Genomic DNA, 26,285 nt, shown 5'->3' with positions numbered 1-26,285 from the left:
CTTACGTTCCGCGAGAGTAGGACGTTGCCGGGCAAATGTTTATAAATGGATGCGATGAGCCGCACTCGAGACCTGTTAGGTCTCTTTTTTTATGTTTAAATTTAGTTGAAATAAAGTAGAAGATAAAGGGCATGTATACAGTACATAATAATTAAGCATATAGAATACGATTTATAACTAAAAAAACATCTCATTTCTTTCTGTAATAAACAGAGAAATGAGATGTTTTTATTTGGTTACGTACTTATATTAGTAATGAATAAAGCATTTTATTCTTATTAATATAGATGTATTTAGGATCAAATTCGCTAACGTTCTTATAAAGTTGGTCTAAATCATTATGATCTTTAAGTTGAATGCCTATAATAACAGAACCTGTATTTTGGCTCGATTTTTTTAAGTATTCAAATTTTGTAATATCATCATTTGGTCCAAGCACTTCGTTAACAAACTCTCTTAATGCACCTGGTCTTTGTGGGAAGTTAACAATAAAGTAATGTTTCATATCTTCAAATAAAAGTGAGCGCTCCTCAATTTCTTTCATTCGGTTAATATCATTGTTACCACCACTGACAATACAAATAACATTTTTACCTTTAATTTCATTTTTATAATGATTAAGTGCAGTGACACTTAATGCGCCAGCTGGTTCTGCAATAATAGCTTGTTTAGAGTACATATCTAGGATTGTACTACATACTTCACCTTCATCTACAGCAACAAAGTCATCAACAACATTTTTTGAAATTTCGAATGTTAATTGTCCAACTTTTCCTACTGAAGCACCATCTACAAATTTATCGATATCTGTTAATGTAACAATTTTATTAGCTTTAACAGATTGAGCCATACTACTTGCTCCAAGTGGTTCTACACCAATGACTTGTGTAGTAGGCATTGTATCTTTGAGATAAGTGCCTACTCCTGAAATTAAGCCACCGCCACCGATTGCAGCGAAGCAATAATCAAATTTGATATCTTCTTCTTCTGCATAATCTACTATTTCTTTAGCAATCGTACCTTGACCAGCAATTGTATTAATATTATCGAATGGATCAATAAAGCTTAATCCAAATTGTTCAGTATAATCTAACGCATGTTTTAAGCAATCATCAAAAGTATCGCCAATTAATTCTATTTGTACAAATTCACCACCGAAAAATTTAACTTGATTAATTTTTTGAGCTGGTGTTGTTACTGGCATAAATATAACAGCTTTGATTTCGAGTTGTTTAGCCGTGAATGCGATACCTTGTGCATGATTACCTGCGCTCGCACAACTAACGCCATTTGCTCGTTCTTCGTCTGTTAACTGATTAATTGCATAGTACGCACCTCTTAATTTAAAGGAACGTACCCATTGCAAATCTTCTCTTTTTAAATATACATTACAGTCAAACTTCTGTGATAAATACATATCTTTTTCTAACGGTGTTTGTTTAACTGTATCTTTTAATTTTAAAAATGCTTCTTCTATATCTTCAGCACTTAAACGTGTTTTTAAGGTCATTCTACCACTCCCAATTAGTTGTGCATTTTTTCATATTGGTTGATCTGTTCTTCATAAGTTAATGTAATAGCAATATCATCTAAACCGTTAACCAATTTATTCTTCCATGTCGCATCTATATCAAAATGATATTTTGCTTCAGGTGTAATAATTTGTTGGTTAGGTAAATCAATCGTTATTTCACTATGTTGCGCAATTGCTTCTCTGTCTTCTTTATTTTCAATTACGATAGGTAACATACCATTTTTAGTACAGTTCATATAAAATATATCACTGAAACTACCTGCTATAATGATTAAGAATCCAAAGTCTTTTAATGCCCAAGCTGCGTGTTCTCTTGATGAGCCACAACCAAAATTATCACCTGAAATGAGTATGCTTGCACCTTTGAATTCTGGTTTATTTAAGTTGAAATCTGGATTATCAGAACCATCTTCTAAATAACGCCATTCGTCGAATAAGAAGGGGCCAAAACCAGTTTTAGAAATTCTTTTCAAAAAAGCTTTTGGAATGATTTGATCCGTATCAATATTATCATTGAGTAGGGGAACTGTTTTACCATTAAAAATATTAATTGGTTCCATTTAAATGACCACCTTTCTAGTATCTACAAATCTTCCGTTAATAGCTGCTGCTGCTGCCATTGCAGGAGATACAAGATGCGTTCTTGCGCCTTTACCTTGACGACCTTCAAAGTTACGGTTACTTGTTGAAGCACAGTGAACACCGTTAGGAACTTGGTCAGGGTTCATTCCTAGACACATTGAACATCCAGGTTCACGCCAATCAAATCCTGCTTCTTTGAAAATTTTATCTAGACCAAGCGCTTCTGCTTGAAGTTTAACACTTCTAGAGCCAGGAACGACTATTGCTGTAATATCTTGATGGACTTTATGACCATCTACAATTTTACTTGCTTCAATAAGATCTGAAAGTCTTGCATTTGTACAAGAACCAAGGAAAACATAACCTAGAGGAATATCTCTAGCAGTTTGACCTGGTTGAAGTCCCATGTAATTATAGGCTCTTTCATCATTTAAATCTTTAATTTCTGGGAATGGTGTGTTAAAACTAACACCCATTTCAGGACTTGTACCCCAAGTGACTTGTGGTTCAAGATCACTTACGTCTACAGTAATTACTTTATCGTAAGTAGCATCTTCATCTGAATACAAAGTTTTCCAATCTTCAATAGCTGCTTCAAAATTCTCAGGTTGATATTTACGTCCTCTTACATATTCAAAAGTTGTTTCATCTGGCTTCATCATGCCATATTTAGCACCAGCTTCGATTGCCATATTACAAATTGTCATTCGCTCATCCATTGTCATATTAGAAATAGCTTCACCAGCGAATTCTAAAGCGTAACCAGTACCAAAATCAACGCCGTGTTGATTGATTAAGTATAGGATAATATCTTTAGCATAAACACCAGTTGGCAATGTACCATCAACTTGAATTTTCAAGTTCTTTGGTTTAGTTTGCCATAGTGTTTGAGTTGCAAAAACATGTTCTACTTCACTTGTACCTATACCAAAAGCAATAGCTCCAAATGCACCATGCGTTGCAGTATGTGAATCACCACATACGATAGTTTTACCTGGTTGTGTTAAACCTGTTTCTGGGCCAACCATATGCACGATACCTTGTTCATCTGAACCCATATCAAATAACTTTACACCAAATGCTTCACAGTTTTTTTGCAAAGCACTAATTTGTTTATTAGCAATTTCATCTCTAATATTGAATATATCAACTGTAGGTACATTATGATCCAATGTTCCAAACGTTCGATCGGGACGTCTTACTTTCCTATTTTGTAATCTTAAGCCTTCGAATGCTTGAGGAGATGTAACTTCATGAATAAGGTGTAAGTCGATGTATAATAATTGGGGTTCACCTTCTTTACCAGCTATTATATGTCGATTCCATACTTTATCAAATAATGTTTGAGACATGTCGTTTTCCTCCTTCTAAATATTATTTTTGATTGCTTCGAAGACTTCAGATGTACTGTTATTTCCACCTAAATCTTTAGTTGCAATACCTTTCTTGATTGTGCTAAATACGATATCTTCTAAATACTGAGCGCATTCAGGTTGATGTAAACTTTCTCTAATACACATTGCTAATGATAGTAACATACCACTAGGGTTTGCTTTATTTTGACCAGCTATATCAGGTGCAGAACCATGTATTGGTTCATATAAACTTGGTCCATTCTCACCAAAACTTGCAGAAGGTGAAAGGCCAAGTGAGCCTGGAATAACTGAAGCTTCATCACTTAGAATATCTCCAAATAAATTTTCAGTTACAATAACATCAAACTGTTTAGGATTTGTAATTAAATGCATGCTACATGCGTCTACTAAAAGATGATTTAGTGTGACATCTGGATATTCTTTAGAAACTTGTTCTAATGTTTGTCTCCAAAGTTTTGAAGAGCTTAGTACATTTTCTTTATCTACTGATGTAACGATTTTATTTCGTTTAGTAGCTAACTGAAATGCAACGTGTGCGATTCTTGTAATTTCTTCTTTAGTATATGCAAGTGTGTCAATTGCTTTTTCATCATCAAAATATTTTGGTTCTCCAAAATACAAACCACCCGTTAATTCACGTACAATGATAAAATCAGTACCTTTTACGAGTTCTTCTTTTAATGGTGATAAATGTGCAGTTGATTCAGTAACAATAGTTGGTCTAATGTTAGCAAATAAATTTAATGCTTTTCTAATACCTAATAAGCCGTGTTCTGGTCTATTTTTTGGATCAGTCCATTTAGGACCACCAACGGCTCCTAATAATATTGCATCACTGTTTTGACAAGCAGTTAAAGTTTCTGGAGGTAAAGGCTCGCCATGTTTATCGATGGCGATACCTCCAAAATCTTTAGTATCTATTTCATAATCAAAATTAAATTTCTTTGATAATAATTCTAGTATTTCAATACTACCTTCTAAAATTTCTGGACCGATTCCATCACCGGGTAGGGCAGTGATTTTGTATGTCATGACTTTACGCCTTCTTTCAATTTGTTCTCACTGTGTTTAGCATGTGCTTCAACATATGCCTTACAAGAAGCATATAGAATATCGTAGTCAATACCGATACCTGTATATACTTCATCTTCGAATTCTACTTGAACGTGTACTTCAGCTTGAGCATCCGTACCTTCTGTAATAGATTCAATTCGATATTGTTGTAATTCAGGTGTGTAATCAAAAATTCTATCAATTGCATTATAAATTGATGTAATTGAACCTGAACCAATAGATGAGTCTTTATAAGTATTTCCTTCTTTATCTTCAATAACGACAACAGCGCTTTGTAAGCCATTTGATACAAATTGAAGTTGAAGTGCATTTACTTTATAGTATGCATTTTCTTCATGTTCACTACCTTGAAGGATAGCGTGTATATCTCGATCAGTTACTTGTTTTTTCTTATCTGCGACTGATTTAAATTGTTTAAATACTTCCACTTGTTCATCTGGTGAGAGATTGTATCCAAGTTCAATTAACTTTTCACTAAACGCGTGTTTACCAGATAGTTTACCAAGTGGTAAAGAGTTTTTAACAACACCGACAAGTTGAGGTGTCATAATTTCATAAGTTTCAGGGTTTTTCAAAATACCGTCTTGATGAATACCAGATTCATGACTGAAGGCATTTTGACCAACGATTGCTTTGTTTCTTGGGACTCGAAGACCTGAATATCTACTTACCATGTCGCTTGTGTTTTTAGTTTCAGCTAGATTGATATTAGTAGATAGGTTGTAATGATCTTGTCTAACGTGTAGTGCAAGTGCAATTTCTTCAAGAGCAGTATTACCAGCACGTTCACCGATTCCATTAATTGCACCTTCAACTCTTCGCGCACCATTTTCAAAAGCAGATAGGGCATTTGCTACAGCAAGACCTAAATCATCATGACAATGAGAACTATATATCACTTCATGATCACTTTTAATTGTTTCAATAAGTGTCTTAAAGATTTGACCATATTCTGTAGGATAAGAATAACCAACCGTATCTGGAATATTGATAATATCTGCACCAGCATCAACTGCTGTTTGTACTGCTTTAATTAAAAATGGTAAAGGTGTTCTTGTAGCATCTTCAGGTGAAAATTGAACTTTTTCAAATAATGTTTTTGCATAAGTTACATTTTCTGTTATAGATGCTAATACTTGTTCTTCAGTCATTTTCAATTTATATTCCAAGTGGATAGGGCTAGTTGCTAAGAAAACATGAATTTGTCTATGTTGTGCTTCTTTTGTTGATTCATGTACAGCATCGATATCTGACTTTTTACATCTAGCTAATCCGCAAACTGCAGTTGTTGTTAATGCTTTAGCAATACTTTCTACTGATTTAAAACTACCTTCACTAGAAGCGGGGAAGCCAGCTTCTATTACATCGACTCCCCATTTTTCTAGTTGTATAGCAATTTTGAGGCGTTCATCAAATGAAAAGCTGACGCCTGGTGTTTGTTCTCCATCTCTTAGAGTTGTATCAAATATTTGAATATGGTCTGACATAATAATCCTCTCCTTAAATTCTAGTACTTTTATTTAGTTTGAATACTTTTAGCTTTAACGAATGGCATCATGTCACGTAATTCTCTACCTACTGATTCGATTTGATGTCCTTGTTGTTCTTTACGCATTCTTAGGAATTCTTCGAAGCCATTTTCGTTATCTTTAATGAAGCGATCACTGAAAGCTCCTGTTTGAATATCTTTAAGTACTTCTTTCATATTTTCTTTAACATCAGGTGTGATAACACGTTCACCAGATACATAATCTCCAAATTCTGCAGTGTTTGAAATAGAATAACGCATGTTTTCCATTCCGCCTTCATACATTAAATCAACGATTAATTTCATTTCATGTAATACTTCGAAGTAAGCAATTTCTGGTTGATAACCAGCTTCAACTAATGTTTCGAAACCAGATTGGATAAGTTTCGTTACACCACCACAAAGTACTGCTTGTTCACCGAATAAATCAGTTTCAGTTTCTTCTTCAAAGCTTGTACCGATAACACCAGCTCTAGTAGCACCGATACCTTTTGCATAGCTTAATGCTAATTGAGTTGCTTTGCCTGTAGCATCTTGATATACAGCGTATAGTGCAGGTACAGCACTTCCTTCAGTAAATGTACGTCTAACTAGGTGACCTGGTCCTTTTGGTGCAACTAAGAATACATCTACGTTTGCTGGTGGTTGAATAACTTTAAAGTGAATATTAAATCCATGAGCAAATACTAAAGCATTTCCTTCATCTAAGTTAGGTTCAATTTCTTCTTTATAAACTTGTCCTTGAATTTCATCTGGTAATAGAATCATTACAACGTCAGATTGTTTAACAGCTTCATCTACTGGATATACTTCAAAACCATCTTCTTTAGCTTGATCAAATGATTTACCTGGACGAATACCAATAACAACATCATATCCGTTGTCTTTTAAGTTCTGAGCATGTGCATGTCCTTGTGAACCATATCCAACTACTGCGATTTTCTTACCTTGTAATGCGTCCTCTGTTACCGTGTTGTCATAAAATACTTTAGTCATAATAAATGCCTCCATTAATTTGTTTTATTTTGTATTATAGTAATCCTGCAGAACCTGTTCGTGACACTTGTGTCACAGGATATATTTTTAAATCATCCAATAGATTTTCTATTGTTTGATGGGTTCCAATTGCTTGAATATAAATATAATCTTCTAAATCTTTTAAAATGGTTAATTGACCTTCATAAGGCTTAATGATTTTTTCGAACGTTTGATAATCGTCAGGATGTCCTAACTTGATTAAAATAAGTTCTCTATTAAATAGGTTGTTATCTGTAATATCTAGGGCAGATATTACATTTACTTGCTTTTCTAACTGCTTAATAATTGTTTCTGTACTACTTTCATCTGAAACATCCACAATAAATGTAATATTTGTAATGCCCTCTGTTTCAGTAGGCGTTGCAGAAAGAGAAACAATGTTGTATTGTCTCCTTACAAAAATACTTGTAAGTCGGTTGAGTGTACCCGCTCTATCGAGTACTTGAGTCTTAATTGTTCTTTTCATTATTCAACGCCCTCCATTTTGTAGTTTGGTTGTCCACTTGGAACCATTGGAAGTACTGGTTCAGAAGGGGAAATTCTAATTTCGATTAAGGCTGGGCCTTTATGAGCGAATGCTTCATCAAGCGTAGATTCTAATTTATCGTTAGAATCGATCATGAAACCTTTAACGCCATAGCTTTCAGAAAGCTTCATAAAGTCAGGCTGCCCAGCAAATACTGAATGAGAAAAACGTTGACTATAAAATTTATCTTGCCATTGTTTAACCATACCTAAAGCACCATTGTTGATTAATACGATTTTGATGTCATTATCAAAATCATTTAAAATGGCCATTTCTTGGTTAGTCATTTGGAAACCACCGTCACCAACAAATGCAACAACTGTCTTGTCAGGGTGTGCAAACTTGGCACCCATAGCAGCTGGGATACCGAAGCCCATTGTTCCTAAACCACCGCTTGTAATAATTTGACCATGTGTTTTAAATGGATAATATTGTGCAACCCACATTTGATGTTGACCTACGTCAGTTGCAACAAGGGCATCTCCGTTTGTAATCTTTCCGATATACTCAATTGCTTGTTGTGGCTTAATAAAGTCATCAGTTGGTTTGTCATATCTAAATGGATATGTTGCTTTATTAGATAGACAATGTTCATACCATTCATGATGGATAAGCTCATGAGCATCATATTCTAATAGTGCTTCTAATGTTTGTTTTGCATCGGCAATAATACCTAAATCTGTAGGAATGATTTTGTTAATTTCACATGGATCGATATCTACATGAATAACTTTAGCGTCTTTTGCGAATTCATCTGGGTTACTTGCTAGACGATCATCAAAACGGCTACCAAAGTTAATTAACAAATCACATTCTGTTAATGCCATGTTACTTGCATATGATCCATGCATACCGCCCATACCTAAGAATAATGGGTCAGAGTAGGGGATAGAACCTAATCCTAGCAAAGTGTTTACAACAGGAATTTTGTATTTATTAGCAAATGCTGTAAGTTCCTTTGAAGCTTCAGCATGGTTAACACCAGCACCAGCAAGTATAATTGGCTTCTTTGCTAAACGAATCATTTGGATAACTTGTTCAATCTCTTTATCTTCTGGCGTTAAGTTAATATGATATCCAGGTAAATTAAGCTCTCTTGGAGAAACTTCAACTGTTTCTAGAACACCGATATCTTTAGGAAAATCGATTACAACTGGACCTTTACGACCAGTTGAAGCAATATGAAATGCTTCATCAATAATCTTTGGAATATCTTTTACATCTGTAATTTGATAATTATGCTTTGTAATAGGTGTTGTCATAGAGAGTAAATCTGCTTCTTGGAAAGCATCTTTACCAATACCTGGTCTGTGAACTTGTCCTGTAAGTACAACTAGTGGAATTGAATCACTCATAGCATCAGCTATTCCAGTAATTGTATTAGTTGCGCCAGGTCCGCTAGTAACGACTACAACACCAGGTTTACCTGTAACTCTTGCATATCCTTCAGCTGCGTGAACTGCACCTTGCTCGTGTCTCGTAAGAATATGAGGCACTTTACCTTCATAAAAGGCATCATATAAAGGTAAGACAGCACCGCCAGGATATCCAAAGATGTAATCGACTTCTTGGTCAATAAATGATTGGACAAGTAATTCTGCCCCTGTGTAAGTTATTGTCTTTTCTTTAGTTGCTTCATCTGGTTCTTTGTATGATTTAGTAGTTAGTGCCATGCAAATCACTCCTTAAATTAGTTCGTCCGGTACTTTCAAGATGCCTCCTGTATTTGCACTTGTTACAAGAGCAGTGTATCTTGCAAGATAACCAGTCTTAACTTTAGCTTTAAATGGTTCAATGTTTTGTTTTCTAGCATGTAATTCTGCTTCAGAAACATTTACATCTAATGTACGATTCGTTAAATCGATGATGATTTCATCACCGTCTTGGATGAGTCCGATAGGTCCACCCGCGGCAGCTTCTGGTGAAATATGTCCGACAGCGATACCTCTTGTTGCACCTGAGAATCGACCATCTGTAATTAATGCAACATCTTTACCTAAACCTCTACCGACGATAGATGAAGTAGGTGCTAACATTTCTGGCATTCCAGGTCCACCTTTAGGTCCTTCATAACGAATGACAACAACGTGACCTTCTCTAACAGTATGGTTATCAATTGCTTCAACCGCTTCATCATGTGAACTAAAGCAAATCGCTTTACCAACAAATTTCTTGATTGATGGATCAACACCACCAACTTTAATAGCTGCACCATCTGGCGCGATATTTCCAAATAACATTGATAAGCCACCAGTTTCAGAGAATGGATTATCTCTTGTATGGATAACTTCTGTATTTTTAATTTCACGATGTTCGTTATTTTCTCTTAATGTTTTGCCTGTGACTGTAATACGGTCAGGATGTAAAACATTATCGAGTTTGAGTAATTCACCGATGATAGCTGGTACACCGCCTGCTTCATGTACATCATGCATTGAGTATGAAGAACTTGGTGCAATTTTAGACAGGTAAGGTGTACGTTTAGCTATTTCATTTACTCTATTTAAGTCATAATCGATACCAGCTTCATTTGCTAAAGCTAAAGTATGAAGGACTGTATTTGTAGAACCACCCATTGCCATATCTAAAGCAAACGCGTCATCAATTGCATCTTTAGTAATGATGTCTTTAGGTTTAATGTCTTTTTTAACTAAGTCCATTAGTTTAAAGGCTGCTTTTCTAATTAATTCTCTTCTTTCTTCTCCTACAGCAATAGCTGTTCCGTTATAAGGTAATGCTAATCCTAATACTTCCATTAAGCAGTTCATTGAATTTGCTGTAAACATGCCTGCACATGAACCACAAGTAGGGCATGCGTTCTTTTCCATATCTAAGAATTCTTCTTTCGTCATTGAACCACCTTTGAATGATCCAACTGCTTCAAACATCGAAGATAAAGTTAATGCTTTACCAGTTGCAGATAAACCAGCTTTCATCGGTCCACCTGAACAGAAGATTGCAGGTACGTTTGTTCTAACAGATGCTAGTAACATTCCTGGTGTAATCTTGTCACAGTTTGGCATGTAGAATACGCCGTCAAACCAGTGTGCGTTAATAACAGTTTCAGCTGCGTCAGCAATAACTTCTCTACTTGGTAATGAGTAGCGCATCCCGATGTGACCCATTGCTATACCATCGTCAACACCGATTGTATTGAATTCAAATGGAATACCACCTGCTTCTCTAATCGCTTCTTTTGCGATATCTGCCAATTCCCTTAAATGAACATGTCCTGGGACAATATCAATGTAAGAATTGCAAATCGCAATAAATGGTTTATTCATATCCGTTGGGCTCTTGATTTGTCCTGTTGCATGTAATAGGCTTCTTGCAGGTGCTTGGTGATCACCTTTTTTGATCATGTCACTTCTCATAATTACACTCCTCTAGAAAAATAAAAAAGCAACGTCCCAATAAATATGGGACGTTGCTTCGAGTCCCATTCAAGTAGAAATAGGACTTAAACCATACAGTAAATTGAAGCTTACTGTTGTTCGAGTCCTTCTGAGCGTAATAAAATCACTAATATGCTGTATTCGATTGTCGGTTTATTTGCCGTCATTGTGAAATTCATTACAACTCGTCCTTTCTTCTCAAATGTGAACCATATTTTTAGTTAAGATTTTTGAATAGTTAAAAAATTTATGTACTAAATTTAACGCATATCAGAATACATGTCAACAGAAGATTTAGATTTTTCTAAAAATTTAGATAATGAAAGCGCTTTACTGATAAATGAACCATTCATTACCCAATTAAATAAATATTTGTTATAATAGTTCAGTTAGTTTAAGTAAAGAAAAGGTAGGTGCCAAATTAGTGATTATTCAAGTTGACTCATTAGAAAAAACGCAGCATATTGCTGAAAAATTAGCTCAAGTTGTAACTGAAAATGATATTATTTTGTTGAATGGAGATTTAGGAGCGGGTAAAACCACTTTTAGCCAATATTTCGGAAAGGCTTTAGGCGTTAAAAGAAACATTAATTCACCTACCTTTAATATAATAAAGTCCTACAAAGGGAGATTGCCTTTTCATCATATGGATTGTTATAGATTAGAAGATAGTGACGAAGATTTAGGGTTTGATGAATACTTTAATGATAATGGTGTTACGATTATTGAATGGAGTGAATTCATTCAAGAATATTTACCAAAAGAGCGTTTAGAAATCAACATTAAGTATATAGACGCAGATAAAAGGGTGTTTGAAATTATTTCTAAAGGTGAACATTATAAACAGATAAAGGAAGTGCTAAATGATGACAATATTACTAATTGATACTTCTAATCAACCTTTAGCAGTAGCACTTGTTAAAGATGGAAATGTATTAATCAATTATCAGTCCAATATAAAGAAGAATCATTCATTACAATTAATGCCCGTTATTGAATCGTTAATGGATGAAGCGAAAATAACACCTCAATCATTATCAGATATAGTCGTTGCCAATGGACCAGGTTCGTATACGGGGTTAAGAATTGGTATTACAACTGCAAAAACAATGGCATATACTTTGGATATTCCTTTATATGAAGTTTCATCTTTAAAAGCATTAGCAGCAACATACAACAACGAAAATGATTTTATAGTACCTTTATTTGATGCTAGAAGAGATCATGTATTTGCTGGTGTTTATCAATATAAGGATGATAAATTAGAAACAATCAAAGAAGATAGTTATATTTCTATTGAAGCATTGAATCAATTTTTAAAATCACAAAATCATCCATATATATTTATTGGTCACGATGTATTAAAGTTACAAGATAAGTTAGAAGGTAGAAGTCTTTCAAAATTACCTGATGCTTCAATAATGTATAACATTAAGGAACAACCGGTGTTAAATGTTCATGAACTAAAACCAAGATATCTAAAATTATCAGAGGCGGAACAAAATTGGAAAAACAATCAAACGAAGCATTAGAAATTAGAAAAATGTCAATTGAAGATGTCCCTCAAGTATACGAAATAGAAAATCATAGTTTTACACAAAGTTCATGGTCTATTGACGCATTTTATCATGAGTTAGAGAAAAATGAATTTGCGCATTATTTTGTTGTATCTTTAGGTGAAGAAATCATTGCATATTGCGGATTGTGGTTAGTTATTGATCAAGCACAAATTACGACAATATCTGTTGCCGAGCAATATAGAGGTAATGGAATAGGACAAATGTTATTAGAATATGCGATGACTTTTGCAAGTGCAACTTGTACAACGATGAGTTTAGAAGTAAGAGTGGATAATGAAGCGGCGAGACATGTTTATGAGAAAGCTGGCTTTACGTATGGTGGCGTTAGGAAAAATTATTATGGCGATGGAGAGGATGCTAAAGTGATGTGGGTGAGTCTAAAAAATGTCTGAATCAATTATATTAAGTATAGAAACAAGCTGTGATGAAACAGCAGCAAGTGTCATAAAAAACGGCAATGAAATTATCAGTAATGAAGTTGTTACACAAATGATGACACATAAAAAATTTGGCGGTGTAGTACCAGAAGTAGCGAGTCGTCAACATGTTGAAGTGATGACAACAGTGATTGATGAAGCTTTAAAAAATGCAAATATGCAAATGGATGACATTGATGCAATAGCCGTAACAGAAGGTCCAGGATTAATTGGTGCTTTACTTGTCGGTGTTGCAAGTGCTAAAGCTTTAGCATTTAGTCATCAAAAGCCACTTATTCCAGTTCATCATATTGCAGGGCATATTTATGCTAATCATCTCGTTAAACCATTAGAATTTCCTTTAATTGCATTAATTGTTTCAGGTGGACATACAGAACTGATTTATATGAAAAATCATTTAGATTTTGAAGTTATAGGTGAAACGCGCGATGATGCAGTCGGTGAAGCATATGACAAAGTTGCTAGAACAATAGGTTTACCATATCCAGGAGGTCCTGAAGTTGATAGACTTGCACAAATCGGTCAAGATACTTTGAATTTTCCGAGAGTTTGGTTAGAAAAAGACAGCTATGATTTCAGTTTCAGTGGTTTGAAAAGCGCAGTTATTAATACATTGCATAATAAAAAGCAAAAAAATGAAGAAATCATAAAAGAAGATGTTGCAACAAGTTTCCAAAATAGTGTTGTTGAAGTACTTGTTGGCAAAACAATGGCTGCAGTTAAAGACTATGATGTTCAACATTTAATTGTAGCTGGTGGTGTAGCTGCGAATAAAGGTTTACGTCATGCACTAGAACAAGAATCAAATAAATTAGGAATAGATCTTAGTATTCCACCATTAAATTTATGTACAGATAATGCTGCTATGATAGGGTCAGTAGCTCATTTCTTATATGAAAATAACCGCTTTTCAAATATGAAATTAAACGGTAAAAGCTCTCTAGATATTGAAGCATTTTAATATACAATAATTTGTAATATTGCACTATAGACGTTATACTCAATATGATATAAAAAGATTGAGGAGGCGTTGTAAAGTGGAAGTTAATACTTATTTTAATTTTAAAAATAGTATTGAAGCATTAAAGTTCTACGAAGAAAAATTAGGTGCAACGGATATTATGAGAGTTCCGGGTAACCATGAGATGTTTAAAGATGCACCTGATGAATTTAAATTGCCCGAATCTTTTACAATGAACGCGAGCTTTAACTTATTAGGGAAGACATTTTTATGTAGTGACACTTGGCAAAATAAAGATATTAATAACGAAGGCGCTCAAGCATGTTTTCAGTTTAATTATAACGATGAGCAGGATAGAGAAGCTGTCATCGAATTGTTTAAGAAAGCTGAAGAAGCGGGTTGTAAAATTGATATGCCTTTAAACGAGGTAGAGTGGTCACCACTCTTTGGTTCATTCCAAGATCCATTTGGTGTAACTTGGATGGTAAATGCATATACAGAATAATATAAGAGGACGTTCAAAATTTTGAACGTCCTTTTTTATTTGCGTGCGTATTTGCCTTCACTATTCGTATAGTCAGTATAATCTTTTATACGTTGATCATATTCTTCTTTAGTTATAATTTTATGTTTCAATAGTTCCTTAGCTTTCGTTGTATAATTTTCAATGTTAGATTGTTTCATAAATCATCATCCCTTCTGTAGCATACACAAGACCAATTAATCAATGAAATTTAACTCTAAGCACATCATTAACTTCAAAATAAAAGTAGAATTTATAACTAAAGTCTATAAACAAGAAAATTGGTTACATAAATTATAAGTCTTAATTGATATTAAATCTAGCCTAATTGATAAATATATTAATATTTTAGTCATTTCAACATTTAGAATTTAAAATATTTACAAAAAATACATGAAGGTCACGTATTCATCATAAAGTCAATACAGAACATTTGTACTTGTGCACAAAGTCAAGCATGTTCGCCCAAACCCCTTGGTATCAAAGGGATTGAGCGTCGAATGAAATGACTTCCGACACTTCTTCCGACAGTATTTTTGAAAAAGCATCTGAAACGTCACGTTTGGCACTATCTATAATATGGCCATAAGTAGACTCAATCATCTTAGGTGTATTACCTAAACGTTCAGCAACATAGAATATAGACTGATTACCTTTTAATAGTAATGTAGCATGAGAATGCCTAAAAGCATGTGCATGGATTTTTATATTTAAATCCTCAGACATCTGATTGAATGCTTGATAAATGATTGTTCTAGAAATAGGCTTTAATCCATAATTACCAACAAAAATTGCTGAATGGATATCGATAGGTGTATTGCGATAAAAAGATTTATTCTCGATGTATTTTTGATATTCTTTCAACATTTTTATCAATTCAGGATCTACGTGAATAGTTCTTTTTGAACGTTTCGTTTTTGTTTTTGTAAAATTGTCATGGTCATTTCTAGATTCTCTAATACTGATCGTATTATTTTTGAAATCAATATCTGTCCATCTCAAAGCTTGTAATTCACCGATTCTCATACCAGTATAGGTAAGTGTATAAACAATGGTTTTATAAACAGGCTCCATACTATCAGCATAATGTAATATGCATTTTAAGGTACTTTGATTATAAAAAATTGGTTGGGTATCTTCTTCTTTAAAATGCATTTTTCCTGATATTTTATTTCGTTTTAATTTTTCGTTATCGACCATGAAATCCAGTATGGCAATAAAAGTACAATAGATGTTATAAGTTGTCCTATAATTCACTCTATCTTGAAGCGGATTGATTAGACTAGTTTGTACCTCATATGGTGTTAATCTGGATAAATAGGTTTTACCTATTAAAGGGATAATGTGATTATTAATATAGTTTTTGTTATTTCTTAACGTTGAGTTTGCCCAGCTGGGGCTTTTAAACTCGAAATACATTTCAGCCGCCTGTTTAACAGTAATCTTGTCTGCTTCTATAACTGAATAATCTTGTTCTTCTATATCTGTTTTTAATAACAAAACTTCTCTATATGCAGCTTTTTCAGTTAAGAATCCACTTTTTTGTTTCTCTTTTCGTTTACCATCCAAATAGTATTTGAGCCTATAGCAATAACGTTTATCACCATTTGTGGTCTTATAACTATATACATTTTCATATTTTTTCGACTTAATATATTTCATAGAAACTACCTCCAGTTAAGTTTGGAGACTTGGGGAGGTCGTTAAGTCTTAGGTTATCACCGCCTTTCAATGTATAAAACTACATTTATTTTTATAAGTAAAAATCACCTGTTATATGATTTATGTATAACTTTTACTTATGAACAAATAATTAATCTATTATTTGTTCTTATGTTATAATAGGGTAAAAAGTAGGTGATTGTATTGGAAATTATCTTGTTATTATCAAGTTCAGGTGTAGCCGGACTTCTAACTTATATTTATTTAGATTATTTGTCATTTTTTGATACAGAAAAAAATGAAATAAAGAAAATGATTTCTATTATGTTTTCGCTTGTTAACGTATCTATTTTCTTTCTAGTTCAAAATTGTATAAACGTACTCGAATGGGGAACATTAACTAAATATCTGGTTACCATATTATTAGCAATATTTATAATTATATTATTAAATATCTATGTTTATCCTAAAATGTTTAAGATGTTTAGGAAATATATGAATAAGCAAAGAATAGCTGAAGGCTATGCACCTTTTGTTAAGTCATCTGCAATAGATAGTATTTTACAAAAAAATGCTAAGTTTTATATAGAGCGGTATAATAACATAAAAGATGATCCTATTTATCAAGGAATATTGAATAAGCATGAATTAACAGAAAATCTTGATTCAATATTCATTATTGAACCGACTCCTAAATTAAAAGATAAATCGCATATATCTATTTCTTATATTTATCAACCAAACAATTCTGATTATTATTTTAAAATTTATCAAATTAACGATTAATCTTTGTTTTTATAATCATCACCAAATAAAGATTCCATTGTGGATTCTGAAGGACGTTGAAAATCAGAAGTTCTATTTCTATAATTTTTTCTTACATTGTCATTGTTTCTTTTTTCTCCATTACTTGGACCACTACCTAAATGACCAGGCTTTTTGTTATTACTATTTTGGTTATTATTTCCTTTACGCACACATAACACCACCTTTCAACGTCTAACATAGTTAGACGTTTTTATTTTCGTCTTTCATCATTTTGTCATAATCAGATGCAACCATCTCTAACCATTTATTTGTTTCTTTTTTATTTTTATGGCCAGGATTTATTATCTTTAGTTGATGACCATCATTAGTCAAAATGTAAATGTGTGTATCTGTAAATTTTAATATTTTCATTGATATCCCCCTTATAAGAAAACCTCACGTAGTGTGAGGTTAGTTGGTTATTGAATATCTTCTTTTTTAATTTCCCATTTTGCTTTAATGTTTTTAAGTCCAGGAGTAGCGTCCATCTCAATCATATATTCGTCAGATTCAGGTACATCATAGTATACATATCCACTTGCAGTATTACCTTTATTTATTTGATGACTAAAATCAGCGTTAGTATCATCAGTACCAAACCATTCAGAATATGTTTCTCCACCAACATTTATAGTAAAATCAGCTGAGTCCATTAAAATTTGATCGTCATTATTATTTTTGAACTTATAATTAACTTTTAATGCTTTACCATTTTCAGGAGGTGTTCCTATTTCTCCAGTTTCTCCAGCTTCTTCTACACTTACCAACGTTACTTCTACTCCATCAGCTTTCACAGTGTCCCCAACTTTGTGAGTTTTACTTGCAGTGTTAGCTATTTCGTCTTTTTCTTCTTTGGTTCCATTCAATTCTTCGTCAACACTATTAAAGAATAAAGATACTATAACTATAATAGCGACTATGACGATTACTATACCACCTAAACATCCTAATAAGCCCCAAAGTAAACCTTTCTTTTTCTTAGGTTTTTGATTCATTTCTTCCATTACACATTTCTCCTTTATTCAAATTCTATATGTTTAAACACCTGCAAAGGGTCAAATTTAATGACATACCCCTTGTGATAGGTGGACAAACCGTACTTAGCTTTATAATGTCTTAATGTGTATTTTATATATTCTTCCGTAACTTCAAAGTACTCTGCCATTTCATAAAGATTATGTACTCCATGAAGATAAGCAGAAATAATTCCATCTAAAGAGATAATTAATTCCATGGAGTAACGTCTAGCATAATTTTCAAATTTTCTATTATTAAAAATTCCTTGATCAGTTATATCACCGGCGGTTAATTTGTGATGAGCAAGCTCTTCAGCTAATACTTCAAGTTTTCTTGCATTAGAAAGTGTCTTATCAATCAAAATAACACCATTGTCATATATACCGTCAAATTTACCGTCTAATACAAAAGAGTCGCCAATGGGCAGATGTTTATTTTCTATAAGTAATTCTTCATAACGTCCCATCAAATCTCTCCTTACATATTACGGTGTGCTTTTCTTACCATTTCTGCATATTCTCTTATCTTTGCTAATTCTTCTTCTGTGAAGTCTCCATCGAGGTGTGCTGCTAGGTTGTCTTGTTTAGTTTCTTGAGACTGCTCATTTTTCTCGAAACCTAATAAATATTCTGTACTTATATGTAATGCTTTAGCGAAGTCTTCCGCTCGATTTAATGGAAATTCTCTAGTTAAATTTAAATAGCGCGATACTGCAGATTTTGCCATATTCACTCTACGAGCAAGTTCACTAATTGACATTTGTTGCTTATCTAAATTGTTTTTAATAATTTTAACTATCTCTTCATTTGTTCTCATAATTAGAATCTCCTGAAATTTTATAGTGTTCTTTTTTGTGAACAATTAGATTATAACACCGTTCCCGAATGAATACAATATGTATGAAGAAAAAAACTTTTTGAATATTTTTGCGTTAAAAACGTTGACTAATGAGAACGCACTGTGATAAATTATAAACAGTTCTCAAACGAGAACGAATGGAGGTGACAACATGATACTAAATCTCAAGAGATTGAGAGCAGAAAGAATAGCTTGTGGTATAACACAAGATGAAATGGCTCATAAAATGGGGTGGAAAACAAGAACACCTTATGCCAAAAGGGAAAATGGATTTGTGGACATTGGAGCAAACGAATTTATCAAAATGGCTAAAATATTAGGATATGAAACCAATAATTTAGATATTTTTTTTACAAATAACGTTCCCGAAAGAGAACGACTTTTAAAGGAGGAAAGCAAATGAACGAATTACAAATTTTTAATTTTGATTCAAACGAAGTAAGGACAGTAGTTGTAAACGAAGAACCATATTTTGTAGGTAACGATGTCGCTCAGATTTTAGGATATGAAGATTATCGAGGAGCAATCAATAAGAAAGTAGATGAAGAAGATAAGCTGCGTAGCCAAATTGACCACGCAGGTCAGAAGAGAACTGTAACACTCATTAACGAATCAGGTTTATACAGTTTAATCTTTTCATCAAAGTTAGATTCAGCTAAACGATTTAAACGTTGGGTAACATCTGAAGTATTACCAGCAATACGCAGGCATGGGATATATGCAACAGATAGTGTGATTGAACAAACAATACAAAACCCAGATTACATTATTCATGTATTGACAGAATTTAAGAAAGAAAAAGAACAACGTATGCTGCTACAACAACAAATAGGTGAGTTGAAGCCAAAAGCAGATTATTATGATCAAATCTTAAAGAGTAAAAAGCTTATAACTGTAAATGCTATTGCTAAAGATTATGGCATGACAGCACAAGCACTAAACAAAGTTTTACATGAATTAAAAGTTCAATTTAAGCAGTCTGGACAGTGGTTATTATATGCGAAATATCACAATAAAGGATACACGCATTCAGAACCGCATAAGTATATAAGGAAAGATGGTACAGAGGATTTTAGTTTGCATACAAAATGGACGCAAAAGGGTCGTATCTTTTTATATAACTTGTTAAAAGAAAACGGTATTTTACCAATGATTGAAAAGAAAGTTGAAGTATAAGGAGGAAACACAATGAATGAATTAAAGCTTAATTTGGAAGAAAGTGCAGTAGAACGTAAGATTTATCAATTAATTCACGAATACGGATTATCATATGAGCAATTTAAAAAAGTATTTTTGTTGGTTGATAGACGTATAGTACATCACATTCAAAACACCGAGATATCAAAAGAAAAAAGACCTCTTGATTTAACAAGAGGTCATGAAGGTTAGTTATTTAGCTCTAGGTCAAGATTAGAATCAACATAGCCCAAAACTGGATGTAGCTTTTCTTTAAATTGATCGAAGTTAATCAAAGTATGTTGATGTGAATGATTGTCTCGAACACAATCTAGCGCCTCTTCATAGACTTCTGTAAAAGCTTTTACAACTTGAGTAAATTCGTAACGATATAAGTCTTCCTTACTTCTAACATAAGATTCTAAAGTTACAAAGTAAGAATTAGCTTTTGATAAATAATGAAGTGCCAATAATTCATTGTCATTATCAACAATTTGTTCAATGGCTTCCTTTGTATCGTAATATCCAGCAACCACTAACTTTCTTAAATATTCTTTTTCTTCTGAGAAATCAAATATGCTCATGGTAAACACCTCCCTTCACATAGGGATAACTAAATTATACCAAAAGAAAAATAAAAGAGGATGTGATCTTTCATGCCGAAAGGAGACTGGCTAGTTGATGCAGAAGAAATTAAAGAACGAATGTGCATTGGAGAGAAATTCTTTAGAAATCACATCGTGAAAGATAGTCGGATGAAAGCAATTGAGATTAAAAAAACAAACAGAAAATCCTGGTGGCCATCTGACAAAGCAAAAGATATATGTATACAAATAATGTACGAGTATGATGCTTAAACAAATTGGAGACTTGGGGAGCATACTCGGATAGGAGAGGAAAACAAATGAATATAGCATGGAACATCATGAAGTACCCAGCTTTAACGTTAGCAATAGTAATTGAATTTTTTATTATATCGTCGTTTAGTACAACACCTATTGAGCATTCGTTTCTATTTTGGATAGTGACGGTAGCAGGATTTGAAATGGCTGATCAAATATTTTTAGAACAGGAGGAAATGTAATTGTCATATTTTAAAACAGGATCACAAATTATTAGAACTGAGTATCACTATGGATTCAAATTTTTGCATCGTTATGAGGTCATTAACGAAGAAATCATATTAGTTAGAGTTTTTAGTTTAAATCATGAAGAAGTATATGCAACAGAAATATATATTGAGGATTCTGTTGAAGCTGCTTTTGAAGAATTGAATGATTCAATTTTAAGTTGGATTGACGACAACACAAGCGAAGTAGACGCACTAATGGTCGAAATACTAAAGGGCAGTAACAAACCCTATGATTTTAAAATTAAGGCACGATATTAAAAAAAGCCTAATCCAACGGCAATTGGAAAAGGCACAATTTCAAATAAAAATACACGTACAGAATAACACGGAGGAGGACATTAAGCAATGCAATTAAAATTAAACAAATTAGTAATGGAGAATTTTGCAGGCTTTGAAAATCAAACTTTTGAATTTAATGGCCAAGATGCAGATATTTATGGCCAAAATGGTACAGGTAAAACAACAACGGCTACAGCATTACAATGGTTGCTATTTGATAAAGGATTAGATGGTTCAACAAAATCATTTAACCCAGTACCAGAAAATGAAAAAGGCGAAGAACAGTATGAGTTAATCCCTACAGTTATAGCTGAATTTGAGATTGATGATGGATTACTAACACTTAAGAAGGAATCACACCCTAAGTATTCAACGAACCAGAAAACAAATCGTAAAGAATACAACCGAAGTAGAACGAAGTATCAATATATAAATGATGAAAAAGTAAAGGTTACTGATTTTAAAAACAGGGTTGCTGAGATTATAGATGAAGATGTGTTCAAGCTTATTACAAACCCTGGTGCTTTCAATCAATTAGATTGGAAAGTACGTCGTAATTTATTATTCGAAATTGCTGATGATATTTCAGATGAAGATGTTATTTCAAGTGATCCAGAACTAGAAGGATTAAAAGAGTTACTAACTGAACACGATATCGAAACTAAGAAGAAAATCATTGCAGATAAGATTAAGCAAATTAATCAACAAATTAAAGATATACCAACACGTATCAATGAAGCATCACATTCATTGGTTGAAGTAGAACAATTGAACGAATCTGATTACAAGCAGCTTGAAGAGAATATTCAATCATTAGTAAATAAGAGATATGAATTACAAAATGGAAGTGCTGAAATTGAATTACGCAATCGAGTTAAAGATAAACAATCAGAATTAGAACGTATCAAAAGAGACCACTCATCTAATACTGAATCAAGAATACATTCACTGATGAATGAGTTTAACGCAGAAGAAAGTACTATTTTGAATTACAAATCAAAAATGAAGAATAACCAAACTCAGATTCATTATGAAGAAGGTAAAAGAAAAGAACTTTTAGCAGAGCATAAAAGATTAAAGTCTGATTTAGAAATGGCCAAAAATCACAAGTTTGAATATGTAGATGAAAAAGTTTGTTCATGTTGTGGTCAAGAGTTGCCAACAGAAAAAGTGGAAGAGGCAAGAGAAAATGCACTTAAAAAATTCAACAAAGAAAAATCACATGAACAAGAAGTTATTACAGAGTCAATTGAACGAGTATTGGCAGACGGTAAGAAGATTAAACCAATCATTGATGCACTAGACGAAGAAAATAATAAACATCAAAAAATAATAGATGAAGCTACAGAGAAGTCTAAAAGAATCAAAAGCAAAATCGATAGCCTGAAATCACAAATCACTGACGTTACAAAATCAAAAGAGTATCAGTTAGTTGAAAGCGATATTGAGGAACTCAATAAAAAACGTATGAACATTCAAGAAGAAGTAGATGATCAACTTGATGAATTAGATTCACAGTTAAATGAATTGAATGCGGAAAAAGAACATTTAGATAAATTGAAGTCTATTGCTGCATCTAATGAGAATATCGAAAAGCGTATTGAAGAATTAAGGAATAAAGAAGATGAGTTATTAGACGAGAAAGAAATTTATTCTGGCCAACTTTACAAATTGAATAAATTCACGATTACAAAAATCAATAAGTTAACAGATAACATCAATCGCAAGTTTAAATATGTGACCTTCAAATTGTTCTATACACAAGTAGACGGAGAAGTTAAAGAAACGTGTGAAACTACTGTAAACGGCATTGAGTATCACAGGGGATTAAATAGTGCTAAAAAGCTTAATGCAGGACTAGACATCATTAATACGTTGTGTGATCACTACAAAATTAACGCACCTATCTTTATTGATAATGCTGAATCTGTAATTGATATCTTACCGACAAAATTACAACAAATTAGATTAGTTGTAAGCAAAGAAGATGAAATATTGAGAATGGAGGCAGCTAAATGAAATATGAGTTAGGTGATTATGTACAGATTAACAAACGTTGGAAGAAGACGAATAGTTATCCTCTTATATCAGAAGTTAATGACGATAACGAACAATATGTTGTTGTTAGAAAGAAAGTTGACTGTGTTGATAAGGGATTTATTGCAGGTTATCGATATAAATTAAAACAATCAGCCGCATATGAACTTAACAAGAATGACTATATTAAAGAAATGGTTGAAATAGAAACAAATTCAATTGATGTATACCTGGTAGCAACAAGAATGAATTGCATATATGAAGTAAGCAAAGAAGATATTCAATTAATTAAAGACGTTTCTGAGATTTATTGAAACAGTATAAAAAACAAACACTCTTAACCATATTATTAGCTACTGACTAAGAGTGTTATACCAAGTGCTATTCATCCACTAGTATAGCTTTAAAAAGTTCTTGGATAAGCAAACGTGTTGTAACGTCCCTAGCTTTCATCTGAGTCATGATTCGCAGCTCATTATCAGTTAAATTTGGAAAGTTAGAAACAGTACTCTCATAGAGAGTATTAAGGAATTCATCATCATTAAAAACTAAATCATCTACAAAATCAGATTTTGCATCGTATAAATTTTGAAATTGTTCTTCAGTCATGTTGTCACCACACTTTCATATGAAATTAATTTAATTATACACAATAAAAGGAGTTAGTATATATGACAAATAAAAATGAATTATTAGTAAAAAATCAAAAAATGGGAGATAGCGTATTAGCACGTGTTAAAAGTTTAGAAACACAGGGTGATTTAAAGTTTCCAAAAAATTATTCACCCGAAAATGCAATGAAATCAGCAATGTTAACATTACAAGATTTAAAAGGATCTAAGAAAGACGGTTATAAACCAGCATTAGAATTTGCTAATCCAAACAGCATAGCCAATGCGTTAATGGATATGGTCGTGCAAGGGCTAAATCCAGCTAAGAATCAGGGATATTTCATCATGTACGGTGATAAAGTCCAATTCCAACGCTCATATCTTGGAACAATGGCAGTAACAAGACGTGTTACTGGCGCCAAAGAAATAAATGCAGAGGTTATCTTTGAGGGTGATGAAGTTAAATATAAAACTAAAAACGGTAAAATCATCGATTTAGAACATTCTCAATCATTCGGAAACAGAGATAGTAAAAAAATCATTGGTGCATATGCCACTGTAGTATTTGACGATGAAAGCAAAAACTATACAGAGATAATGAACTTCGAAGAAATTGAAGAAGCATGGAAACAATCTCAGATGGTGTACGACGGCAAGTTCAAAGAAGACGGGACGCATAGAAGATTCCCACAAGAAATGGCCAAAAAAACTGTAATCAACAGAGCATGTAAGAAATTATTAAACAGTTCTGATGATAGCAGTCTATTATCTAGTGAAGTGAAAAATAGAGATAACAGACAACGTAAAGAGATTTTAGATGCTGAGGAAGAAGTTAATGCTAATAAAGAATTATTAGAATTCGAAGAAGTGGCAAATCGAGATGTAACAGATGTCACTGATTTTGAAGAAGTTGAAGATATAAAAGAAGAACCTGCACATCAAACCGCAGAGGATGAAGAACCATTTTAATAGATGTTATTGCAACTGGTTCAAGTGGTAACTGCTATCGTATTACAGATGGCAGAACCACTCTGTTATTAGAAGCGGGCGTAAAGTTTGAAAAAGTGCAAAAAGCACTTCAATACAGAACTAGAGACATTGCAGGTTGTCTTATCACACATGAACATGGTGATCATGCTAAATATACAGACCAGTATTTAAAAAATGGAATCAATTGTTATATGACCAGGGGCACAAAGAAAGCAAAGAAAATACAAAGTCATAGACTAAATATATTAAAAGCTAAACGTTCAATAACAATCGGTACATGGTCTATATTACCTTTTGAAATTGAACATGATGCAGCAGAACCAGTCGGCTTTTTACTAAAAAGTTCTGAGGGTTATAAGGTCTTATACCTTACTGACACAAAATATTGCAAATATAGATTTAAAGGACTAACGCACATGATGTTAGAAGTGAATTATATTTATGAAAAAATGCAAGAAAACGTTCAACACGGACGCGTTCATCAAGGGTTGGCCAACAGAATAATGGAGTCGCATTTTAGTTTGGAATATGCATTAAGACTACTTAAGATTAATGGTTTATCTCAGCTTCAACAGATTCACTTGATACATCTAAGTAGTACTAATTCTGATGCGCAATTAATCAAACAGCAGGTGCAAGAAGTTAGTGGTGTGCCTGTCTATATCGGAGGTTTATAAATGGATAATAATGATTGTAAGTTTATTGGCCGAATCACAAAAGACTTAGAGATAAGGGTGTCTGCAAATGGAACAATGATTTTACCATTTGATATTGCAGTTCAAAGAAAGTTTAAAAATAATCAAGATGAATATGAGAGTGACTTTATTAGTTGTATCGCATTCAATAAAACGGCCGAATTTATAAACAACTACGCCAAGAAAGGTTACTTGATAGGCGTTGAAGGTGAGTTGCAAAATAATAACTTTGAACGTCAAGATGGCACCATGAATTACGGAATGCAATTAAAAGTAACCAAAGTTAATTCACAAATTCTATTTTTAAATAAAGAGAAATCTACTAACAGTGCTAGTCAAGAAGGTAGCGCACAGCGTGGCCAAAATACAACAACTAATCAAAATGTTAGTCAAACTAATAGAAATAATCCATTTACAAACGCTAATGGCCCAATTGAAATAAACGATGATGATTTGCCATTTTAATT

The 26,285-nt window shown here is 33.1% G+C and carries 35 protein-coding genes; 17 read left to right on the top strand and 18 right to left on the bottom strand.

From position 1 onward, the window contains the following. Nucleotides 1–244: 244 nt before the first annotated feature. The 9 genes from ilvA to ilvD are packed head-to-tail and all read right to left on the bottom strand — an operon-like array spanning nucleotide 245 to nucleotide 11,032. Nucleotides 245–1,510: a threonine ammonia-lyase IlvA gene (ilvA, locus tag LQ673_RS11655; RefSeq protein ID WP_025905042.1), complete on the bottom strand. Its 1,266-nt coding sequence runs from the start codon at nucleotides 1,508–1,510 to the stop codon at nucleotides 245–247. Nucleotides 1,511–1,524: 14 nt separating this feature from the next. Beyond that, nucleotides 1,525–2,094, bottom strand: a complete 570-nt coding sequence (gene leuD / locus LQ673_RS11650) for a 3-isopropylmalate dehydratase small subunit (RefSeq protein ID WP_191836003.1) — start codon at nucleotides 2,092–2,094, stop codon at nucleotides 1,525–1,527. Next, nucleotides 2,095–3,468: a 3-isopropylmalate dehydratase large subunit gene (gene leuC, locus LQ673_RS11645; RefSeq protein ID WP_037589613.1), complete on the bottom strand. Its 1,374-nt coding sequence runs from the start codon at nucleotides 3,466–3,468 to the stop codon at nucleotides 2,095–2,097. 15 nt (nucleotides 3,469–3,483) lie between these two features. Continuing rightward, entirely contained in the window at nucleotides 3,484–4,524 is a 1,041-nt protein-coding gene (leuB, locus tag LQ673_RS11640; RefSeq protein ID WP_191836004.1) for a 3-isopropylmalate dehydrogenase, read from the bottom strand. Continuing rightward, nucleotides 4,521–6,053: a 2-isopropylmalate synthase gene (locus LQ673_RS11635; RefSeq protein ID WP_126477222.1), complete on the bottom strand. Its 1,533-nt coding sequence runs from the start codon at nucleotides 6,051–6,053 to the stop codon at nucleotides 4,521–4,523. The genes leuB and LQ673_RS11635 overlap by 4 nt, the downstream gene beginning before the upstream one ends. 29 nt (nucleotides 6,054–6,082) lie before the next feature. After that, on the bottom strand, nucleotides 6,083–7,090 hold the full coding sequence (gene ilvC / locus LQ673_RS11630) for a ketol-acid reductoisomerase (RefSeq protein WP_025905047.1): 1,008 nt from the start codon (nucleotides 7,088–7,090) through the stop codon (nucleotides 6,083–6,085). A 34-nt stretch (nucleotides 7,091–7,124) separates the two neighbouring features. Then, nucleotides 7,125–7,598: an acetolactate synthase small subunit gene (ilvN, locus tag LQ673_RS11625; protein WP_025905048.1), complete on the bottom strand. Its 474-nt coding sequence runs from the start codon at nucleotides 7,596–7,598 to the stop codon at nucleotides 7,125–7,127. Further along, nucleotides 7,598–9,331: a biosynthetic-type acetolactate synthase large subunit gene (gene ilvB / locus LQ673_RS11620; RefSeq protein WP_239745057.1), complete on the bottom strand. Its 1,734-nt coding sequence runs from the start codon at nucleotides 9,329–9,331 to the stop codon at nucleotides 7,598–7,600. Before ilvB ends, ilvN begins: the two co-directional genes overlap by 1 nt. Nucleotides 9,332–9,343: 12 nt before the next feature. Next, nucleotides 9,344–11,032, bottom strand: coding sequence for a dihydroxy-acid dehydratase (ilvD, locus tag LQ673_RS11615; RefSeq protein ID WP_191836005.1), 1,689 nt, complete (start codon nucleotides 11,030–11,032; stop codon nucleotides 9,344–9,346). A 448-nt stretch (nucleotides 11,033–11,480) separates the two neighbouring features. Here ilvD and tsaE point away from each other — a divergent pair, with 448 nt between their 5' ends. From tsaE to LQ673_RS11590, 5 genes are all read left to right on the top strand, one after another. Beyond that, entirely contained in the window at nucleotides 11,481–11,939 is a 459-nt protein-coding gene (gene tsaE, locus LQ673_RS11610; RefSeq protein ID WP_191836051.1) for a tRNA (adenosine(37)-N6)-threonylcarbamoyltransferase complex ATPase subunit type 1 TsaE, read from the top strand. Further along, the gene (tsaB, locus tag LQ673_RS11605; RefSeq protein ID WP_191836006.1) at nucleotides 11,920–12,585 is read left to right on the top strand and encodes a tRNA (adenosine(37)-N6)-threonylcarbamoyltransferase complex dimerization subunit type 1 TsaB; all 666 of its coding nucleotides are present in this window, start codon (nucleotides 11,920–11,922) and stop codon (nucleotides 12,583–12,585) included. The genes tsaE and tsaB overlap by 20 nt, the downstream gene beginning before the upstream one ends. Continuing rightward, entirely contained in the window at nucleotides 12,558–13,025 is a 468-nt protein-coding gene (gene rimI / locus LQ673_RS11600) for a ribosomal protein S18-alanine N-acetyltransferase (protein WP_037589608.1), read from the top strand. Before tsaB ends, rimI begins: the two co-directional genes overlap by 28 nt. Further along, nucleotides 13,018–14,031, top strand: coding sequence for a tRNA (adenosine(37)-N6)-threonylcarbamoyltransferase complex transferase subunit TsaD (gene tsaD, locus LQ673_RS11595; RefSeq protein ID WP_025905054.1), 1,014 nt, complete (start codon nucleotides 13,018–13,020; stop codon nucleotides 14,029–14,031). The genes rimI and tsaD overlap by 8 nt, the downstream gene beginning before the upstream one ends. 76 nt (nucleotides 14,032–14,107) lie before the next feature. Beyond that, entirely contained in the window at nucleotides 14,108–14,536 is a 429-nt protein-coding gene (locus tag LQ673_RS11590; protein ID WP_037589607.1) for a VOC family protein, read from the top strand. Between the two features lie 35 nt (nucleotides 14,537–14,571). On the opposite strand, the gene LQ673_RS11585 is transcribed toward LQ673_RS11590, so the two are convergent. Further along, on the bottom strand, nucleotides 14,572–14,715 hold the full coding sequence (locus LQ673_RS11585; protein ID WP_164961626.1) for a hypothetical protein: 144 nt from the start codon (nucleotides 14,713–14,715) through the stop codon (nucleotides 14,572–14,574). Nucleotides 14,716–15,034: 319 nt separating this feature from the next. After that, complete coding sequence (locus LQ673_RS11580) at nucleotides 15,035–16,216, bottom strand: tyrosine-type recombinase/integrase (RefSeq protein ID WP_239705733.1); 1,182 nt, start codon at nucleotides 16,214–16,216, stop codon at nucleotides 15,035–15,037. A 204-nt stretch (nucleotides 16,217–16,420) separates the two neighbouring features. Here LQ673_RS11580 and LQ673_RS11575 point away from each other — a divergent pair, with 204 nt between their 5' ends. Next, nucleotides 16,421–17,002 carry a hypothetical protein gene (locus LQ673_RS11575; protein ID WP_239722863.1) on the top strand — a complete coding sequence of 194 codons (582 nt, stop codon included), beginning with the start codon at nucleotides 16,421–16,423 and terminating at the stop codon, nucleotides 17,000–17,002. Here the strand turns inward: LQ673_RS11575 and LQ673_RS11570 are convergent. The 5 genes from LQ673_RS11570 to LQ673_RS11550 are packed head-to-tail and all read right to left on the bottom strand — an operon-like array spanning nucleotide 16,999 to nucleotide 18,856. Further along, on the bottom strand, nucleotides 16,999–17,193 hold the full coding sequence (locus tag LQ673_RS11570; RefSeq protein WP_239705735.1) for a hypothetical protein: 195 nt from the start codon (nucleotides 17,191–17,193) through the stop codon (nucleotides 16,999–17,001). The genes LQ673_RS11575 and LQ673_RS11570 overlap by 4 nt on opposite strands. 31 nt (nucleotides 17,194–17,224) lie before the next feature. Beyond that, the gene (locus LQ673_RS11565) at nucleotides 17,225–17,395 is read right to left on the bottom strand and encodes a hypothetical protein (RefSeq protein ID WP_239705736.1); all 171 of its coding nucleotides are present in this window, start codon (nucleotides 17,393–17,395) and stop codon (nucleotides 17,225–17,227) included. Between the two features lie 47 nt (nucleotides 17,396–17,442). After that, on the bottom strand, nucleotides 17,443–18,027 hold the full coding sequence (locus tag LQ673_RS11560; RefSeq protein WP_239705737.1) for a DUF4352 domain-containing protein: 585 nt from the start codon (nucleotides 18,025–18,027) through the stop codon (nucleotides 17,443–17,445). 14 nt (nucleotides 18,028–18,041) lie between these two features. Next, complete coding sequence (locus LQ673_RS11555; protein ID WP_239705738.1) at nucleotides 18,042–18,506, bottom strand: ImmA/IrrE family metallo-endopeptidase; 465 nt, start codon at nucleotides 18,504–18,506, stop codon at nucleotides 18,042–18,044. A gap of 11 nt (nucleotides 18,507–18,517) precedes the next feature. After that, nucleotides 18,518–18,856, bottom strand: a complete 339-nt coding sequence (locus tag LQ673_RS11550) for a helix-turn-helix domain-containing protein (protein ID WP_107610873.1) — start codon at nucleotides 18,854–18,856, stop codon at nucleotides 18,518–18,520. Nucleotides 18,857–19,049: 193 nt separating this feature from the next. On the opposite strand from LQ673_RS11550, the gene LQ673_RS11545 reads away from it, so the two are divergent. The 3 genes from LQ673_RS11545 to LQ673_RS11535 are packed head-to-tail and all read left to right on the top strand — an operon-like array spanning nucleotide 19,050 to nucleotide 20,287. Then, a complete protein-coding gene (locus LQ673_RS11545) occupies nucleotides 19,050–19,301 on the top strand; it encodes a helix-turn-helix domain-containing protein (RefSeq protein ID WP_239705739.1) in 252 nt (83 codons plus the stop codon). Further along, complete coding sequence (locus LQ673_RS11540) at nucleotides 19,298–20,074, top strand: phage antirepressor (protein WP_239705740.1); 777 nt, start codon at nucleotides 19,298–19,300, stop codon at nucleotides 20,072–20,074. Before LQ673_RS11545 ends, LQ673_RS11540 begins: the two co-directional genes overlap by 4 nt. A 12-nt stretch (nucleotides 20,075–20,086) precedes the next feature. After that, entirely contained in the window at nucleotides 20,087–20,287 is a 201-nt protein-coding gene (locus LQ673_RS11535; protein ID WP_239705741.1) for a hypothetical protein, read from the top strand. Here LQ673_RS11535 and LQ673_RS11530 read toward each other — a convergent pair. Next, nucleotides 20,284–20,658: a hypothetical protein gene (locus tag LQ673_RS11530; protein ID WP_239705742.1), complete on the bottom strand. Its 375-nt coding sequence runs from the start codon at nucleotides 20,656–20,658 to the stop codon at nucleotides 20,284–20,286. The genes LQ673_RS11535 and LQ673_RS11530 overlap by 4 nt on opposite strands. 72 nt (nucleotides 20,659–20,730) lie before the next feature. Between LQ673_RS11530 and LQ673_RS11525 the strand changes: the two genes are divergently transcribed. The 5 genes from LQ673_RS11525 to LQ673_RS11505 all read left to right on the top strand — a co-directional run bounded on the left by LQ673_RS11525 (nucleotide 20,731) and on the right by LQ673_RS11505 (nucleotide 23,836). After that, nucleotides 20,731–20,931 carry a hypothetical protein gene (locus LQ673_RS11525; protein WP_070369236.1) on the top strand — a complete coding sequence of 67 codons (201 nt, stop codon included), beginning with the start codon at nucleotides 20,731–20,733 and terminating at the stop codon, nucleotides 20,929–20,931. 47 nt (nucleotides 20,932–20,978) lie between these two features. Further along, a complete protein-coding gene (locus LQ673_RS11520; RefSeq protein ID WP_239705743.1) occupies nucleotides 20,979–21,158 on the top strand; it encodes a hypothetical protein in 180 nt (59 codons plus the stop codon). Then, the gene (locus LQ673_RS11515) at nucleotides 21,159–21,464 is read left to right on the top strand and encodes a DUF1108 family protein (RefSeq protein WP_239705744.1); all 306 of its coding nucleotides are present in this window, start codon (nucleotides 21,159–21,161) and stop codon (nucleotides 21,462–21,464) included. It abuts the gene before it with no gap. Between the two features lie 87 nt (nucleotides 21,465–21,551). Continuing rightward, nucleotides 21,552–23,504, top strand: coding sequence for an AAA family ATPase (locus LQ673_RS11510; RefSeq protein ID WP_239705745.1), 1,953 nt, complete (start codon nucleotides 21,552–21,554; stop codon nucleotides 23,502–23,504). After that, nucleotides 23,501–23,836: a hypothetical protein gene (locus tag LQ673_RS11505; RefSeq protein WP_239705746.1), complete on the top strand. Its 336-nt coding sequence runs from the start codon at nucleotides 23,501–23,503 to the stop codon at nucleotides 23,834–23,836. Before LQ673_RS11510 ends, LQ673_RS11505 begins: the two co-directional genes overlap by 4 nt. Nucleotides 23,837–23,903: 67 nt before the next feature. Here LQ673_RS11505 and LQ673_RS11500 read toward each other — a convergent pair whose 3' ends face one another. Next, a complete protein-coding gene (locus LQ673_RS11500) occupies nucleotides 23,904–24,131 on the bottom strand; it encodes a hypothetical protein (RefSeq protein ID WP_239705747.1) in 228 nt (75 codons plus the stop codon). A gap of 62 nt (nucleotides 24,132–24,193) precedes the next feature. Between LQ673_RS11500 and LQ673_RS11495 the strand changes: the two genes are divergently transcribed. The 3 genes from LQ673_RS11495 to ssb all read left to right on the top strand — a co-directional run bounded on the left by LQ673_RS11495 (nucleotide 24,194) and on the right by ssb (nucleotide 26,283). After that, nucleotides 24,194–25,102, top strand: coding sequence for a recombinase RecT (locus LQ673_RS11495; RefSeq protein ID WP_239705748.1), 909 nt, complete (start codon nucleotides 24,194–24,196; stop codon nucleotides 25,100–25,102). A gap of 95 nt (nucleotides 25,103–25,197) precedes the next feature. Beyond that, on the top strand, nucleotides 25,198–25,800 hold the full coding sequence (locus tag LQ673_RS11490) for an MBL fold metallo-hydrolase (RefSeq protein ID WP_481817031.1): 603 nt from the start codon (nucleotides 25,198–25,200) through the stop codon (nucleotides 25,798–25,800). Continuing rightward, nucleotides 25,801–26,283: a single-stranded DNA-binding protein gene (gene ssb / locus LQ673_RS11485; RefSeq protein WP_239705749.1), complete on the top strand. Its 483-nt coding sequence runs from the start codon at nucleotides 25,801–25,803 to the stop codon at nucleotides 26,281–26,283. Nucleotides 26,284–26,285 lie beyond the last annotated feature (2 nt).

It is taken from the genome of Mammaliicoccus sp. O-M54, from assembly GCF_022386035.1.
Taxonomy (GTDB): Bacteria; Bacillota; Bacilli; order Staphylococcales; family Staphylococcaceae; genus Mammaliicoccus; species Mammaliicoccus sciuri_A.
This window is presented reverse-complemented; position numbering and strand designations above follow the sequence as displayed.

What these genes read in the sequence shown, in the direction of transcription:
- ilvA (WP_025905042.1), bottom strand. Translation starts at nt 1,510, where the DNA reads ATGACCTTAAAAACACGTTTAAGTGCTGAAGATATAGAAGAAGCATTT.
- leuD (WP_191836003.1), bottom strand. Translation starts at nt 2,094, where the DNA reads ATGGAACCAATTAATATTTTTAATGGTAAAACAGTTCCCCTACTCAAT.
- leuC (WP_037589613.1), bottom strand. Translation starts at nt 3,468, where the DNA reads ATGTCTCAAACATTATTTGATAAAGTATGGAATCGACATATAATAGCT.
- leuB (WP_191836004.1), bottom strand. Translation starts at nt 4,524, where the DNA reads ATGACATACAAAATCACTGCCCTACCCGGTGATGGAATCGGTCCAGAA.
- LQ673_RS11635 (WP_126477222.1), bottom strand. Translation starts at nt 6,053, where the DNA reads ATGTCAGACCATATTCAAATATTTGATACAACTCTAAGAGATGGAGAA.
- ilvC (WP_025905047.1), bottom strand. Translation starts at nt 7,090, where the DNA reads ATGACTAAAGTATTTTATGACAACACGGTAACAGAGGACGCATTACAA.
- ilvN (WP_025905048.1), bottom strand. Translation starts at nt 7,598, where the DNA reads ATGAAAAGAACAATTAAGACTCAAGTACTCGATAGAGCGGGTACACTC.
- ilvB (WP_239745057.1), bottom strand. Translation starts at nt 9,331, where the DNA reads ATGGCACTAACTACTAAATCATACAAAGAACCAGATGAAGCAACTAAA.
- ilvD (WP_191836005.1), bottom strand. Translation starts at nt 11,032, where the DNA reads ATGAGAAGTGACATGATCAAAAAAGGTGATCACCAAGCACCTGCAAGA.
- tsaB (WP_191836006.1), top strand. Translation starts at nt 11,920, where the DNA reads ATGACAATATTACTAATTGATACTTCTAATCAACCTTTAGCAGTAGCA.
- tsaD (WP_025905054.1), top strand. Translation starts at nt 13,018, where the DNA reads ATGTCTGAATCAATTATATTAAGTATAGAAACAAGCTGTGATGAAACA.
- LQ673_RS11585 (WP_164961626.1), bottom strand. Translation starts at nt 14,715, where the DNA reads ATGAAACAATCTAACATTGAAAATTATACAACGAAAGCTAAGGAACTA.
- LQ673_RS11580 (WP_239705733.1), bottom strand. Translation starts at nt 16,216, where the DNA reads ATGAAATATATTAAGTCGAAAAAATATGAAAATGTATATAGTTATAAG.
- LQ673_RS11565 (WP_239705736.1), bottom strand. Translation starts at nt 17,395, where the DNA reads ATGAAAATATTAAAATTTACAGATACACACATTTACATTTTGACTAAT.
- LQ673_RS11560 (WP_239705737.1), bottom strand. Translation starts at nt 18,027, where the DNA reads ATGGAAGAAATGAATCAAAAACCTAAGAAAAAGAAAGGTTTACTTTGG.
- LQ673_RS11555 (WP_239705738.1), bottom strand. Translation starts at nt 18,506, where the DNA reads ATGGGACGTTATGAAGAATTACTTATAGAAAATAAACATCTGCCCATT.
- LQ673_RS11550 (WP_107610873.1), bottom strand. Translation starts at nt 18,856, where the DNA reads ATGAGAACAAATGAAGAGATAGTTAAAATTATTAAAAACAATTTAGAT.
- LQ673_RS11545 (WP_239705739.1), top strand. Translation starts at nt 19,050, where the DNA reads ATGATACTAAATCTCAAGAGATTGAGAGCAGAAAGAATAGCTTGTGGT.
- LQ673_RS11540 (WP_239705740.1), top strand. Translation starts at nt 19,298, where the DNA reads ATGAACGAATTACAAATTTTTAATTTTGATTCAAACGAAGTAAGGACA.
- LQ673_RS11535 (WP_239705741.1), top strand. Translation starts at nt 20,087, where the DNA reads ATGAATGAATTAAAGCTTAATTTGGAAGAAAGTGCAGTAGAACGTAAG.
- LQ673_RS11530 (WP_239705742.1), bottom strand. Translation starts at nt 20,658, where the DNA reads ATGAGCATATTTGATTTCTCAGAAGAAAAAGAATATTTAAGAAAGTTA.
- LQ673_RS11525 (WP_070369236.1), top strand. Translation starts at nt 20,731, where the DNA reads ATGCCGAAAGGAGACTGGCTAGTTGATGCAGAAGAAATTAAAGAACGA.
- LQ673_RS11520 (WP_239705743.1), top strand. Translation starts at nt 20,979, where the DNA reads ATGAATATAGCATGGAACATCATGAAGTACCCAGCTTTAACGTTAGCA.
- LQ673_RS11510 (WP_239705745.1), top strand. Translation starts at nt 21,552, where the DNA reads ATGCAATTAAAATTAAACAAATTAGTAATGGAGAATTTTGCAGGCTTT.
- LQ673_RS11505 (WP_239705746.1), top strand. Translation starts at nt 23,501, where the DNA reads ATGAAATATGAGTTAGGTGATTATGTACAGATTAACAAACGTTGGAAG.
- LQ673_RS11500 (WP_239705747.1), bottom strand. Translation starts at nt 24,131, where the DNA reads ATGACTGAAGAACAATTTCAAAATTTATACGATGCAAAATCTGATTTT.
- LQ673_RS11495 (WP_239705748.1), top strand. Translation starts at nt 24,194, where the DNA reads ATGACAAATAAAAATGAATTATTAGTAAAAAATCAAAAAATGGGAGAT.
- ssb (WP_239705749.1), top strand. Translation starts at nt 25,801, where the DNA reads ATGGATAATAATGATTGTAAGTTTATTGGCCGAATCACAAAAGACTTA.